This window comes from Paenibacillus sp. P4_E11 (assembly GCF_056401635.1).
The window spans coordinates 130,696-145,316 of record NZ_JBFUIX010000001.1; the positions used below are offsets into that span (position 1 = coordinate 130,696).

The 14,621-nt window shown below is 52.3% G+C and carries 11 protein-coding genes and 1 pseudogene; 3 read left to right on the top strand and 9 right to left on the bottom strand.

The genetic code is table 11. The features are described from left to right. Nucleotides 1-11 precede the first annotated feature (11 nt). On the bottom strand, nucleotides 12-1,763 hold the full coding sequence (locus AC1DWB_RS00500; protein WP_477539051.1) for a sensor domain-containing diguanylate cyclase: 1,752 nt from the start codon (nucleotides 1,761-1,763) through the stop codon (nucleotides 12-14). 236 nt (nucleotides 1,764-1,999) lie between these two features. On the opposite strand from AC1DWB_RS00500, the gene AC1DWB_RS00505 reads away from it, so the two are divergent. Then, a complete protein-coding gene (locus AC1DWB_RS00505) occupies nucleotides 2,000-3,859 on the top strand; it encodes an LTA synthase family protein (protein WP_477539052.1) in 1,860 nt (619 codons plus the stop codon). A 173-nt stretch (nucleotides 3,860-4,032) separates the two neighbouring features. Here the strand turns inward: AC1DWB_RS00505 and AC1DWB_RS00510 are convergent, their stop codons facing one another. The 4 genes from AC1DWB_RS00510 to AC1DWB_RS00525 all read right to left on the bottom strand — a co-directional run bounded on the left by AC1DWB_RS00510 (nucleotide 4,033) and on the right by AC1DWB_RS00525 (nucleotide 7,004). Beyond that, entirely contained in the window at nucleotides 4,033-5,190 is a 1,158-nt protein-coding gene (locus AC1DWB_RS00510; RefSeq protein WP_477539053.1) for an FAD-dependent monooxygenase, read from the bottom strand. A 76-nt stretch (nucleotides 5,191-5,266) separates the two neighbouring features. Beyond that, nucleotides 5,267-5,704: a hypothetical protein gene (locus AC1DWB_RS00515; RefSeq protein WP_477539054.1), complete on the bottom strand. Its 438-nt coding sequence runs from the start codon at nucleotides 5,702-5,704 to the stop codon at nucleotides 5,267-5,269. A 100-nt stretch (nucleotides 5,705-5,804) separates the two neighbouring features. After that, nucleotides 5,805-6,440, bottom strand: coding sequence for an NAD(P)-dependent oxidoreductase (locus tag AC1DWB_RS00520; protein WP_477539156.1), 636 nt, complete (start codon nucleotides 6,438-6,440; stop codon nucleotides 5,805-5,807). A gap of 123 nt (nucleotides 6,441-6,563) precedes the next feature. Beyond that, nucleotides 6,564-7,004: an Rrf2 family transcriptional regulator gene (locus AC1DWB_RS00525; protein WP_477539055.1), complete on the bottom strand. Its 441-nt coding sequence runs from the start codon at nucleotides 7,002-7,004 to the stop codon at nucleotides 6,564-6,566. Between the two features lie 409 nt (nucleotides 7,005-7,413). Here AC1DWB_RS00525 and AC1DWB_RS00530 point away from each other — a divergent pair, with 409 nt between their 5' ends. Both AC1DWB_RS00530 and AC1DWB_RS00535 read left to right on the top strand, forming a co-directional pair. Further along, the gene (locus AC1DWB_RS00530; RefSeq protein ID WP_477539056.1) at nucleotides 7,414-7,704 is read left to right on the top strand and encodes a type II toxin-antitoxin system Phd/YefM family antitoxin; all 291 of its coding nucleotides are present in this window, start codon (nucleotides 7,414-7,416) and stop codon (nucleotides 7,702-7,704) included. Between the two features lie 96 nt (nucleotides 7,705-7,800). Further along, nucleotides 7,801-7,932: pseudogene (locus tag AC1DWB_RS00535) on the top strand (hypothetical protein); the annotation flags it as partial. A 113-nt stretch (nucleotides 7,933-8,045) separates the two neighbouring features. On the opposite strand, the gene AC1DWB_RS00540 reads toward AC1DWB_RS00535, so the two are convergent. The 4 genes from AC1DWB_RS00540 to AC1DWB_RS00555 all read right to left on the bottom strand — a co-directional run bounded on the left by AC1DWB_RS00540 (nucleotide 8,046) and on the right by AC1DWB_RS00555 (nucleotide 14,592). Further along, on the bottom strand, nucleotides 8,046-9,611 hold the full coding sequence (locus tag AC1DWB_RS00540) for a DHA2 family efflux MFS transporter permease subunit (protein ID WP_477539057.1): 1,566 nt from the start codon (nucleotides 9,609-9,611) through the stop codon (nucleotides 8,046-8,048). A gap of 108 nt (nucleotides 9,612-9,719) precedes the next feature. Further along, on the bottom strand, nucleotides 9,720-11,642 hold the full coding sequence (locus AC1DWB_RS00545; protein WP_477539058.1) for an ABC transporter ATP-binding protein: 1,923 nt from the start codon (nucleotides 11,640-11,642) through the stop codon (nucleotides 9,720-9,722). Beyond that, nucleotides 11,639-13,369, bottom strand: a complete 1,731-nt coding sequence (locus tag AC1DWB_RS00550; RefSeq protein ID WP_477539059.1) for an ABC transporter ATP-binding protein — start codon at nucleotides 13,367-13,369, stop codon at nucleotides 11,639-11,641. Before AC1DWB_RS00550 ends, AC1DWB_RS00545 begins: the two co-directional genes overlap by 4 nt. A gap of 101 nt (nucleotides 13,370-13,470) precedes the next feature. Continuing rightward, nucleotides 13,471-14,592, bottom strand: coding sequence for a LacI family DNA-binding transcriptional regulator (locus tag AC1DWB_RS00555; RefSeq protein WP_477539060.1), 1,122 nt, complete (start codon nucleotides 14,590-14,592; stop codon nucleotides 13,471-13,473). Nucleotides 14,593-14,621: the final 29 nt, after the last annotated feature.

Here is a 14,621-nt window from a genome sequence, read left to right on the forward strand (position 1 = left end):
CGCTCTCTACCTTAAGCTTCTTCCCTCCATGGCCTTCCGCTCACACATACTTGATTGCGTCCCCGATGCTTCGCTTCATATAAGGCTTGATCGGCTCTGCGCAACATTTCCTTGAAGCTCTCTTCGCCCGCCCCATCCCACTCGGCAACTCCAATACTGACGGTGCACGCCAACATCTGGTCTCGAACGGCGAACCTCATCTCACGGATCGACTTCAGAACATATTCCGACGCGCTCCTGGCTTGCTCCACATTCGTATTCTTGAGCAGCACCATGAATTCCTCGCCGCCGAAGCGGCCGATCGTATCGGTCGGACGGAAGCACTCTTCCAGAACGGAAGCGAGCTGCTGCAGCACCAGATCCCCTACATCGTGCCCGAATGTATCGTTGACTTTCTTGAAATGATCCAAGTCCAGCATAAGAAGCGATATCGGGTGATTCCCCTCCATACCAGCGGCTTCCTCGAAGGCGCTAATTACATAACGTCGGTTGTACAAACCGGTCAGATCATCGAGGTCTGCCAAGCGGCGGGTTTCCTTCATGAGTGCGATGGCAATCTCCTTCTCCTTGCGAATCGTCTGAATCTGGTAGGCCAGCCCCCATGACAACACGACCGCTTCGAATGTAGAGCCGATTTGCGAAGCATATGTGGTCCACCACACTATCGGAATGTACCCAGCATCGGACAAGGTGCTCAACATCGCTCCGATCATGAACACGCCCCATCCCAGCAAAAAATATCGTGCAGGCCGATAGCCGTTCTTCAAACCCCATACACCCGCAAGAATGAGCGAGAGCTGAATAGCAGGAACCGAGTAAATCGATATGATCAAGCCAGCCGGGTAATTCACGAGCAAGACTAGTAGATTCACGACTTCCAACAAGGCGAACCATTGGAAGATACGGTACAACCCGGGGCTCCGGCGCTTCACATCCAAATATTCACTAGTGAACAAGAGGGCTGCCAAGTGACTCAAGCACATGAAGAATACAATCGCCCTGTTATTCCACCAGACCCCGTCAGGCCATACATACTCGAAGGCAATCCCGTTCAACGTCGTGTATAGAAACAGGTTCGACAAGTTAATCCATACATAGCTGAAATACACACGGGAGCGGAACGAGAAGGCCATGATCCCGTTGTAGATAACCATAATGAGCATCAAGCCGTAGTAGGTCCCCAGCAGTAAGTATGTGAGTTGTTCTTGCTGCGCGTACTGAACCGTATGAACAAGCCGGATAGGCAGCGCCATAGCGCCTTCCGTCTCTACTCGCAGGTACACCATCACAGTTTCTCCTCGCTCAATGGCGAGTTCGAACGCCAGGTTGCGATTCTTCACTTCCCGGTGGGAGAACGGGATGCTATCCCCAGACACACTGTGAATGACTTCTCGGTCTCCCTTTACAATGTATAGATCGACTTGATCCAGCGGAGGATAGTTCAGCTCCAGCATCCAGGCTCGCTCTATGGAAGCGTTATTCACTTGCAAGCGAACCCAATGAACGGGAGCCATATACCCGAAGTTCGGAACGCTGTCCCGGTTGTCCTGGAATCGTCCCTCGATCTCAGGCCGCTGCACGTCCGTCAATGTCAGATTACCCGTCGAATCTTCCAGCACATCCAAATAAGTATAAGGCTTGTACGTTTGACCTGTATCTCTCAGCACCAACGTATCGATTCCTGCGCCAGCTTCGGCCTTAACCCCCATCACAATGGAAACGATGATCATACTTACTACGATAGCCATCACTCTAGTCATCATGTGCATTCATCTCCACCGAATTCGAATAGTCTTTGTTTTCTATAGATGGCTTTATCTTTTTATCGAGTGCTTTTAGACCTAGGAATAGGAAGAATGACACATTTTTCGAAAAAAGTTTTCAAATTCAAAGGTAATGCTGCCATCGACACCCTTTTGACATGACCTTTCAAAGCGAGCATAATGGGAAGTGTATGATTATTTTAGTCTCTAAATATCTTAGTAAAGTAGGCGGTAAGATGAAATCATGGTTTTCTTCCGATCGGCTGCTGCATATTCGCCCTTTCCTGTTCTTCACCGTTATGCTGCTGCTGAAAAGCTACTTGGCATGGACCATATTATTCGATAACGGGCCTACATGGACTGCGATGCTCAAAGAGCTGCCGTTCATCTGGATCTTGTTCTGCTTCATAGAATGGTTCGCCGCCAAGCGTAAGTTAGCCGTTTATTTGTGGGTCAATCTATTCATTACGCTCTTATTCTTCTCTCTCATTATGTACTACAAATATTATGGGGTCATCCCAACCTACCACTCTCTGAAGCAAGTCAATCAAGTCACGGCTGTCAAGAAGAGTGTGTTCAAGCTCGTCGATCCATATTATTTACCCGTCTTCATAGATATTGTCGTCTTCACGCTCCTCATGTTCCGCAGCAAGCAGAAGAAGTTGTGGCGCAAATTTAGCTCCGTGCGGATTAACAAAGGCGCGGTTGCCTTGCTATTCACGATATCGGTGATCCTGTGTCTATCGGATGTGCTGCCGAACCGAGCTAGTCTGAACGAACATGTTAAGGCGGAGCAGATGGGTATCCTGAATTACGAGATTTATACTTTGTTGAAAAAAGATACCGTAGAGCTAGTCGATTCATCTGAGATGACACAGCAACGGATCGACGAACTGAAGCAACTGGCCCCAGTCGAGCAGCCTGCCTATTGGGAGACGGCCAAGGGGAAGAATCTGATCATCATCCAGTTGGAGTCGTTCCAGAATTTCCTGATTAACTATAAGCTGAACGGTCGGGAAGTGACACCTGTTATGAACCGGCTCGCGAACGAAAACTATTATTTCCCGAACTTTTATCAGCAGGTTGGCCAGGGCAATACGTCTGATGCGGAATTCATCACGAATACTTCTTATTATATTCCACCGCGCGGCCCAGCTTCCCAGGCATACGCTGGTAAAATACTGCCAAGCCTACCAAGACTGATGCAAGCTGCAGGTTATTCGACGTCCACATTCCATACGAATGTGGTAGAATTCTGGAACCGTGGCGAGCTGTATGATGCACTCGGATTCCAGCGTTATTACGATCAAGACTTCTTCGGCACTGAAGATTCCCTTGGCTTCGGCTCGTCTGATGAAATATTGTACGCCAAGACAGCGAGTGAGTTGCAGAAGAAGCAGCAGAGCGGCCAGCCGTTCTATGCGCATGTGATCTCCATGTCGGCACATCATCCGTTCGACCTCCCTGAGGAGAAGGATCGGATCCAACTACCGGAACGATTCCAGAACACGATGGTAGGCGATTATATTCGATCGCAGAACTATGCCGACTATGCCCTTGGCTTATTTATCGATCAGTTGAAGAAATCCGGTGTGTGGGATAACAGCCTGGTCGTCTTGTACGGCGATCATCGCGGAGTGCCGATCAATCAACTGACACATGCCGAGCAGAAGCTGATGACCGAAATATTCGGTGAACCCTACGATTACAAAAATATGATCAACGTTCCTATGGTTGTGGCTGCAGCCGGAGTTACGGAGCCGAAGACATTCCAGCAGATCGGCGGCCAAGTAGATACCTTGCCGACGATCGCTAATCTTATGGGCATTTCTTTGAACGATTATTTRCATTTCGGACAAGATTTGCTGAACCAGCCCCGTAACCTGCTGCCGCAGCGTTACTACTTGCCTTCCGGTTCGTTCATGAGCGACAGCTCCTTGTTCCTCTCGGGCAGCGGCTTCGATGACGGGACGCAATATCCTCTCTTAGGTGGCTCAGGTATTGCTGCGACAGAGGAAGAATTCACCCGGGCGCTTAAGCTGCTGAACATCTCGGACAGCTACGTGCTGCAGCTGCCAAATCGGCTGAAGGAATGATAGGCGATACACAACACACAAGATATGCCCGACGCTCAGATGCCGGGTGAGAAAATGGAAAATGGACAAACCCCGTTAAATCGAATAAGCGCACCACCCTGTATGGGTGGTGCGCTTATTGCATATGCTGATGGTATTAGCGTTACTGACCAGCTACCGCAATTAGAACGGCGCTAGAAGTCTACATCCCATAAGAAACGCAATTGGCGTTCACTAACCCAAGCGGGCATCAATCGCAACAGACCATTTCTAGCGGTGCATAGCAGTTTGGATTCCAATTGGGCTACACGTCCCAGCCTACGAGACAATTCCACAACTCGTCGGGTACGGCCTAATCGTAGCTGCTCGAATCGGCGAAACGCTTGTTCCACAGTCGGTGAACCTTCTGCCAGACACTTCGCCAACACAACCGCATCCTCCATCGCCTGAGCCGCTCCCTGTGCCAAGTTCGGCGTCGTCGCGTGCGCGGCATCGCCCACTAGCACGACTGAGCCGTATGCGAATCGATCGAGCGGCTGGAGGTCGTAAATATCGTTATGCAGCACCACTGCATCATCTGTTCGCTCCATCAGCTTGATGACCGTTGGTGGGTAGTCCGCAAATCGTTCTATGAGGTCACGGGTCCCGAAATACGTGTAAGCTGGATTGTCCGCAATAGAATTGATCACCACGAACCAATACACGCGATTGTCAGGCAATGGGGCATAGCCAAACCGTCCCTTGCGACCCCAGATCGCCATGAAGACGGGCTCCACCCATCCATCCGGCACCTCTACGACCGCCCTCCAGCATGTATAGCCAGCATAACGAGGCTTGGCATTCGGCAGTAGCAGCTGCCGAATAGCCGAGCGGATGCCGTCGGCGGCGATCAGACCGTCGCCTTCAGCCGTCGACCCGTCCTGGAAATGGACCAGGACGCCACCATCGGCACGTTGCGTGTAGCTCACGCATCGCTTATCCGTCTGTACCACACTCATCGGCAGCGAGTCTGCCAGAATATGCAGCAGCTCCGCCCGATGAATCGTCATATTGTCAGGGGCATTCCTTGTATCCGTCTTGGAGGAATCGGTTCGAGCAATGAGACGCCCCTTCACATCGACCAGATGGGCCCCTGACAAGACCATACTGTGTTGGAGCAGCTGCTCCTCCAGTCCGAGCCACCGCATCGCTCTCCAGGCGTTAGCTCCGACACCAAGCCCCGCACCCGCTTCCTTCAACTGCGGGGCCGCCTCATACACTTCCACCTCAAACCCCTGACTGCGCAGCGCTATAGCAGTGGTCAGCCCGGCAATTCCGCCGCCGATCAGGATGAACTTCTTCTGTTGTGCCACTGAGTCCGCCTCCTGTCCCTCTATGTCTCCAGCATAGGGAATTGGGCGGTTACTGTCCAGTGTAGCTGCGTCATCCTCAGTGGGCCTTTACTTCTTGCCCGGTAGGCAGTACATAGGTGATTGGCCCATTATTGCCTTCTTGCATAGAACCGCTAATGAAATCGAAATTTCTGGTGAAGTCTAATGTAATGGGTCGCTCCATCTGATTAGTAAGACTGTTGTAGCCAATCTGGTATAGCGTTATATGTGTCTTTTTAAATTTATCACGGAATCCAGCACTATTCGGTTCATTGGATATGGCGCAGCTTCTTCCGTTGATCTCTATATTACCCGCTATCGTGTTATTTGCGACAAGACGTTTCTTGACGGAGAGTTTCATAGTAATTGCCACCTGTTCGGAGTTCCCGTTATGTTGCAAGATAGCGTTAAAGCTTTTCTCTACCTTAGTCGTAAAGGGAAGGAGAGCAATACAAACAATAACAACAGAAATGACGACAATTATTGTTTTCTTCATCAACAGCCGCCTCCCTGGATTACAATATGTGGATTTATTTATTATAAGGGAATAATTTACATAAGAAAAGCCCTCCGAAGAGGGCATGTCAGGCGGGCAATCAATATCCAACTGTAAACCGTTGACGAGGGTATTGCGATTTCTCAGCTTCATCCAGCAGCGCTACAGCATAATCCTCTGCTGAGATGCGACTCTCGCCCTGCTCGTTCACGACAAGGGAATTCGTACCTGTACGGAATTGCCCTGTCCGTTCGCCAGGCTCAATCGTTCCGGCCGGGCTGAACACCGTCCAGTTCAAATCCGTTACTTCCGTGTACAACTCCTGCGCGTCCCGGTGAGCCAAGGCGAGCGGCTTAATGAAGTCCGGGAATTCCGGCGTATCTACAACTTGCAGACCCGGAGCAACCTCCAGACTTCCTGCACCTCCGACCGAGATCAGGCGGGATACGCCAGCTTGTTTCACGCCTTGGAGCAAAGCCTTCGTCGCTTGCAACAGCAACTGCACTTCCGTGAATGGAGGCCCGTATGCACTAATGACGAGATCGTGACCTGCTGCGGCCTTAGCAATGCTGCCTGCATCCATAATGTCGCCTTGCACGACATTCAGCCGATCTTGCGGCTCCGTCAAGCGGGATGGGTCACGTGCGATAACAGTAACCTCATGCCCACGAGACAGCGCCTCACTCAAAATACGTTGACCAATTGTTCCAGTTGCTCCGATTAATGCTAGTTTCATTTTCATTCTTCCTCTCCTGAATTAGATTGTTGGACACTTTAGTTGTAACCATAATAGTTACAACAAGACTGAAAAAAAATCGTCTTTCGACGTTGAAACGAATTGCCACCTACACACCAAACGTTACTGCTGCTTCTGCTCCCTCGCACGACTCAAATCCCCAACGACCTGCTTCATCGTGACCTCTGCCAACACTTCCTCCATCGCGTGCTGCGCACGCGTCAGAATCAGCTGCAGCACCAACTCAATGCTCGCACCTACCGGACAATTCGGGTTAGGGTTCTCGTGAATATGGAACAGATTGTCTTCCTCGACCGCTTCTACGGCCCGATATACATCCAATAGTCGGATCGCCTCAAGATCCTGAAGCAGGATCACGCCACCCGTTCCAGAACGCACGTCAACTAACCCGGCCTTCTTTAGCATGCCCGTAATTCTGCGAATAATAACCGGATTCGTATTCACGCTCCCGGCTATCCATTCCGATGTACAAGGAGCACTGCTCGGAATAGCGGCCAAGGACAATATATGAACGCCCACGGAAAACCGACTGCTAATCTTCATTGCCTCACCCTCCTCGACTCCGTTGTAACCATTATAGTTACATCTCTTCATGAAAGTCAACTGGAATATTAATGTGGCGGAAATCGATCACGAGCTCACCGTTGAAGCAAGTTTATTTGTCCTTGTCCCCAGCCTTGTCCACGTGGCGTAGCAACGCCTGTATCCGTTGCTTCAGCCTCTAGGCAGAGAAAGGCCTGGCAATGTAATCATCGTCTCCGGATGGAATCAAAGACTGGCCCCTACATATATCCATAGATTGAAGGAGAATTCGACTCCCGTCGTTAACGCAACCGAACTTGGAAATGACAAAGCTATGACTGATTCTGAACTTAATTTCTATTCTTACCTCGAGAGTATAGCAGAATTCGGATACAATATTGATATATCCTTGTTGGAGGTGAGCGAATATATGCCAACAATCAGACCAAGTTCAGACTTACGAAATAAATACAATGAGATCTCCGAGTTTTGCCACAAATACTCCGAACCTGTGTTTATTACCAAGAACGGCCAAAACGATTTGGCGGTCATGAGCATTGAGACATTTAACAAGCTTGTCGGTAAATTCGAGCTGTACACGTTATTGGACGAAGGAATGGCTGCAAGTAAAGCAAATAAAGTGAGACCTTTTCGCGAAGCCCTAGTTGACATTAAGAATGGACTTACAGAGTGGGCAGCTCGTGATTACCGCGCCGACTGAAAATGATTTGCAAGGAATAGCTGCCTATATTGCAACAGAGCTTAGAGAGGCGTCCACTGATCTACAGGTGGTATCAAAGATAGTGCCCTTACAGACATAGAGCAACTTCCTATGCGATATGCTGTCGTTAGTGATGAAAGATTAGCCCTAAAAGGCATTCGTAAGCTGATCGTGGATAGTTATGTGGTCTTCTACGCAGTTGGAGAATCGGAAGCAATAGTAACGATTATTCGAATTCTTTACTGCAAGCTGGCGCCTCAGGGCTTTTACTTTCTGTACACAAAGGCCGTTCCCTTTGTATCGCCTAAAGCGATGACAAAAGGAACGGCCCTCTTTATGAATTACCCGTGCATCAGCACGGCTTCCTCGCCCTTGCCTGGCTTCGTTCCGTGCGCGGCGTCGCTAGGCTTCTTGCCGCGTCGCAGCACGAGTCCAAGCAGCGCCCCACCGATGGCGATGTAGATCATAATGTGGAACGTGTCGTTGAAGCCGCCGACCATCGCCTGCATCAGCGCCGGCGACTGCTGGCCAGCAGCGCCTTGCCCGGCCGCTCCGGCGGCGCCGGCGCCAGCCTGCATCTCGGCGAGCCTCGACGTCGTCTGCGACGTCAAGATCGTGACGAGTGTCGCCACGGCGAGCGAATTTACCACCTGCTGCATCGCGCTGGTGAGCGACGTGACGCGGCTAACCAGCTCGCGCGGCGCCTTACTGATCAGATGCGAGTTCATCGGCATCATCATCATGCCCATCCCCGCTCCGCACATGATAAGCGGCAAGATCAGGTCACGGCTCGTCGTCGTCATATCGATGTGCGAGTATTGATACAGTGCGCCCGACACGAGGCTGAGGCCAGCCACGACCAGCCAGCGCACGCCGATCTTGTCGAACAGCATGCCGGCGATTGGCATCATAAGCCCGGAGGCGAGCGCTTGCGGCAGCAAGGTCAGCCCTGTGTCGAAGGGCGCGAACCCGCGCGCCTGCTGGAGGAACTGCGGCATCAGGAACAGCGCGCCGTACAGCCCGAACTGGGCGATCCATTGTACGACGATGCCTGCCGAGAAATCGACCGAGCGGAATACCCGCAGCTCGAGCAGCGGCGTCTTCGCTCGAAGCTCCGCGATGACGAACAAGATCAAGGCAATCCCACCCACAGTCAGACCGATCAGCGTTTTGTTCGTCGACCAGCCGTGTGCTCCTTCGCTGACACCATAAGACAATGCTGCGAAGGCAAGCGGTCCGAGGATCAAGCCCGGCACATCGATCGTCGCCCCCTTATGCCGGTCTGTCTTGGGCAATCGGCGCATGCCGATGAGCAGGCATAGAATACCGACCGGGATGTTGATCAGGAAGATCCAGCGCCACGAATGGAACTCCACGAGCCAGCCGGATAACACTGGCCCTATCGCGGGCGCGAACAGAATCGGCACCCCCATCATCCCCATGACAACGCCAACTTTGCTAGGCGGACTAAGCTTGTAGACGTACGCCATCGCGACCGGCAGCACGCAGCCCCCGCCTAATCCTTGAATGACGCGGAATACAATCAACCACTCCGCACTGTTCGGTGTAGCACACAGGATCGAGCCGAGTGTGAACAGGAAGACGGAGATCAGGAAGACCTTCTTGGCCCCGTACCGGTCCGATAACCAACCGGACAGCGGGATGACGGAAGCTTGTGCGAGCATGTAGCCGGTCACGGTCCACTGCAGCGTAGAAAGCTGGGCATCGAAATCATGGACCAGGCTGGATAAAGCAACGTTCATAGCAGTAGCGTCCAGTATGACCATGAACACACCTGCAATAATAGCTATCAGCGGCACAAGGATGCTGCTAATACGGAACTCTTGCGATGACAAAGATTTGCCGGGAACGGCAGTTGGACTCATACGGTTGGCTCCTTTTCTCATACACCCTATCGAGAACCTATTCTTGCCTCACCACTTGCGGATCAAGAATACGTTCGGGATAGCTTTCTCTCTTGCTATCTCTCTCGTCTACGCCCTGCAGCTGCACACCTAACCCGCTATCGGACTTAGTCCTTTGTCCGTGAATTGGCTGTTGTACAGATCGGCGTAGAACCCGTTTTGCTCCAGCAGCTCCAGATGAGTCCCTTTCTCGATGACGCTGCCTTTGTTCATGACCAGGATCAGATCCGCATCGCGGATTGTGGAGAGGCGGTGCGCGATGACGAAGCTCGTGCGACCTTCCATCAGTTGATTCATCGCCTTCTGAATGTAGATCTCGGTTCTCGTATCGACGCTGCTTGTCGCTTCGTCCAAAATAAGAATGGCCGGATCGGCTAAGATCGCCCGAGCGATCGTGAGCAGTTGCTTCTGACCTTGCGATATATTGGATGCTTCTTCGTTCAACACCGTGTTGTAGCCGTCCGGCAACGTGCGAATGAAATGGTCCGCGTGCGCGGCAACGGCTGCCTCCACGATCTCCTGCTCGGTCGCTCCCTCTCGGCCGTACCCGATATTGTCGCGAATCGTACCGTTGAACAGCCACGTATCCTGCAGCACCATCCCGAACATGCCGTGCAGATTGCTGCGTTTCAGATCGGTTATGTTCACCCCATCGACCGTAATCTCACCACCATTCACCTCGTAGAAACGCATCAGCAGGTTGATCAGCGTTGTTTTACCGGCACCGGTCGGACCTACAATGGCAACTGTTTGCCCTTTGCGCACATCGATGTTCATGTTCTCCATCAGAATGGCGTCTTCCGTGTAGCCGAACTTGACGTCACGGAACTGAACATCGCCCTTCGGTGCCGTCAACACCTTCGCATGGGTTGCTTCCGGCACTTCCTCCTTCTCGTCAAGCAGTTCGAATACCCGTTCTGCGGAGGCGATTGTGGACTGGATGATGTTCGCGATGTTCGCTGTCTGGGCAATCGGCATGGAGAATTGACGCGCATATTGGATGAAGGCTTGAATATCCCCAATCTGGATCGCCTGACGCGTCACCAACACACCGCCGACCACACAGATCGCCACATAGCCGATGTTGTTCACAAACGAGATGATTGGCATCATCACCCCAGAGATGAATTGCGCCTTGCGACCGGATTCGTACAGTCTACCGTTAATGTCGTCGAACTTCGCGATCGACTTCGCTTCATGCCCGAACGCCTTCACGATGCGGTGCCCGGTATACATTTCCTCGACGTGACCGTTCAGCTCCCCAAGTTCCTTCTGCTGTCCCATGAAATGCTTCTGCGAGCGCTTGGCAATCCCAGCTACGACCACTATGCTAAGCGGAATCGTCAGAATAAGAATACCCGTCAGCAGCGGACTGATCGTCAGCATCATCACAATAACACCCAGAATCGTCACGATCGAAGTGATGAGCTGTGTCAAGCTCTGCTGCAACGTCCCGCTGATGGTGTCAACATCGTTGACGGCGCGGCTCATTATCTCCCCATGCGTGCGGGAGTCGAAGAACGTGAGCGGCAAGCGGGTCAGCTTGTCATTCACATCACGGCGCAGGTCATACACGGTCTTCTGGGCTACGCCTGCCATCAAGTACTGCATCACAAAACTGAATATGGCGCTGAGCAAATATAACCCGGCTAACACAAGTACAATTTGCAAAATATAATCAAAATCAATCTTCGCCCCCGGCACGCCGTTCATCTTGCCCATAATGCCTTCGAATAGCTTCGTTGTCGCATTGCCCATCAGCTTCGGACTGACGATACCGAATACGGTACTGGCAATTGCGGTCAGGAAGACGGTCAGCAAGCGGCCCCGATACGGACGCAAATACCCGACCAATCGGCGGAAGGTGCCCTTGAAATCTTTGGCCTTCTGCGGCGGCATACCCATGCCACCCATACCAGGCGGACCTCCGCCGGGGCCTCTGAAGCCCATGGGACTTCCGCCTCCCGGCCTTGCACCCGCCCCGCCGCCAGGAGCTCTATTAGCTTCACTCATGCGATCTCCTCCTCTGACAGCTGGGAATAGACGATTTCCTTATACACTTCACAGCTCTCCATCAGCTCTTGATGGTTACCCATACCGGCGATCTTTCCATCTTCCAGCACGATAATCCGATCCGCATCCATAACCGTGCTAACCCGTTGCGCGACGATCAGGACGGTGGAATCGATCGTTTCCGTCTTCAAGGCCGCCCGCAGCTTGGCGTCCGTCTTGAAGTCGAGCGCCGAGAAGCTGTCGTCGAATATATAAATCTCCGGTTGACGGACTAGTGCTCTCGCAATCGACAGCCGCTGCTTCTGACCACCAGAGACGTTCTTACCCCCCTGGGCGATCACCGAGTCGAAGCCATCTTGCATATCGGTGACGAATTCGGTCGCTTGCGCGATATTGGCTGCATGCTTCACTTCATCATCCGTTGCCGTTTCCTTACCATAGCGGATGTTCTCGGCCACTGTACCGCTGAAGAGCACCGCCTTCTGTGGAACGAAGCCGATCTTCGATCTCAAATGTTCCTGCGACATCTCCCTGACATCCATATCGTCGATCAACAGTTTCCCGCTGTTCAACTCGTAGAATCGCGGAATGAGGCTGATTAGCGTGGATTTGCCGGCCCCCGTCCCGCCGATAATCGCGGTCACCTCGCCTGGCCCTGCACTGAACGTAATGCCCTCTACAGCTGGTGCTTCTGCACCTGGGTAGCTGAACGTTACATTTTCAAATCGAACGTACCCGCGCTTGTGCTCCGACGGACGCTTCACCTGGTCCGCATCTTTAATCTCAGGTACCATATCGAGCACCTCATTGATCCGGACTGCGGAAGCCGATGCGCGAGGAACCATCACGAACATCATAGACACCATAATGAGCGAGAACATGATCTGCATCGCATACTGGATGAACGCCATCAAGTCTCCTACCTGCATTTCCCCGCCTTCAATTCGCAAGCCACCGAACCAGATGATCGCGATGGAGGAGAAGTTGAGGATGACGATCATGGCTGGCATCATGGCCGCCATAATCTGATTGACCCGAATGGCCGTGTCCGTCACATCAGCATTCGCCTCGGCGAATCGGCCCTTCTCATAGTCAATCCGGTTGAAGGACCGGATGACCCGGATGCCGGTCAACGATTCGCGCAACACGAGATTCAACTTATCCAGCTTCGTCTGCATGACTTTGAACAGCGGCATACCTTTTCTGGCGATTAGCAGAATCGTACCGACCAGAATGGGAATAATCGCGATAATGACAAGCGACAGCTTGGCGTCCTTCGACACGGCCATCACAATGCCGCCGATGCACATCATCGGGGCCATGACCATCATGCGCAGCATCATAATCAGCACTTGCTGCACTTGCGTAACATCGTTGGTCGTCCGCGTAATGAGCGAAGCGGTGCCGACCTTATCGAATTCCTGCAGCGAGAAATTCTCAACGTGTGTGAACAGCTTGCCCCGAATGATTCGGCCCAAGCTTGAGGCTATGATGGCAGAAAGATGGCTCGCCCAGATGGATACGGCCACACCGCCCGCCGCTACAAGCAGCATGAACGCACCTATTTTGACAATATAGCCGTTGTCGCCCTCTACGATCCCTATGTTCACAATATCTGCCATCAACGTGGGCAAGTACAATTCGGATAGCGATTGCAGCAAGACGAGGAACAACACCGCGGCAATGTACATCCGGTACGGTCTCAGAAATCGGAATAAACGTATCAAGCTTCCTGCTCCTTTCATGAATCCTTTTCTTGTGTAACCTACCATACTACACTTTTATAAACTGAATATTAACAAACCCTATTTCATTCCAAATTTGGTTGTCAGGCAAAAGGAAACGTCACCGTATTCCCCGCGATCAGATTGCCTTGGAGACGGACGTGCTCATACGGAGCAGTTGGGTTGGCAATGCGCCAGAGCATGCGGTCGGCGACCCGATATCCAGTCTCTTCGATCAGTAAAGTGGGTCTGGTGAAGATGGGCAAGTGTTCATTCTGCTCGTTCAGGAAAGCGATCATCGAGATTTGCTCGGGCACGCGGCAACCCATCTCCTGCAGGGCATAGTACACCGACGCACTCTCTTGGTCAATCCCGCATATTACGGCTGAAGGACGGTATGTCATGAATTTGTTGCGAAAATCGTCCAGCCATGCCTCTGTCGTATTCGGACGATGGGCTACATCGCTTGACGATGTGTCGGACAACCTCCCCAGAGCTAATCTTGCCAAATTGTCGGCAGGCGCAGTTCTAGGAACCGTGCAATGCTCGTCAGCATGGAAAGCCAGTCCATTCGCCTCCATAGCCGACTGTAAGGTCGACCACCGTAACTGAAACCCTCTCTGCGAAGCCGTATCTCCCACGTACATAATGCGGCGGTGTCCCGCCCGAACCAGATGCCGTATGGCCTGATGAATCGCTTCGCATACGTCCCAGACAACGCTGTCTACGCTTGATTCCGGATCGGGAAAATTGATCAGTATCCGGTTCACTGGCAACGCCAGCAGCATGTCTTCCGTGGGATCCGGCACGATTCGCGGGGTAATGAAGATGCCATCGCAATACAATACCTCATTGTCCTGCACCCACTCCTCGAATCGCTTCGCCTCCATGCGCAAGGGAAGCAGCAGCGGCTCGATCCGATGCCCGAATTCCGTGAACCTGCGGGTTAATCCGCGCATAAGCAGCTTGTGAAAGCTAAGCGACTGCTCGCTTTGGACAAGCAGGAATCGCCGTTGGAAGTTCGGGTAAGGCGAGATACGCTCCTGCGTCAGCTGCTGAATTTGTTCTCTTGTGCGGTATCCTCTATGAGCAGCCGTCCGAACTACTGCTTGTCTCGTCTCCTCCGACATGCCCGGTAAGCCGCGAAGCGCCTTCGATACCGTCTGAATCGTAAGCCCCAGCTCGTCGGCCAGTTGTTGCAGCGTGACACTTTTTTTCCTGGACATGGCTGTCTCCCTTGCTTCGTTTAAAATAA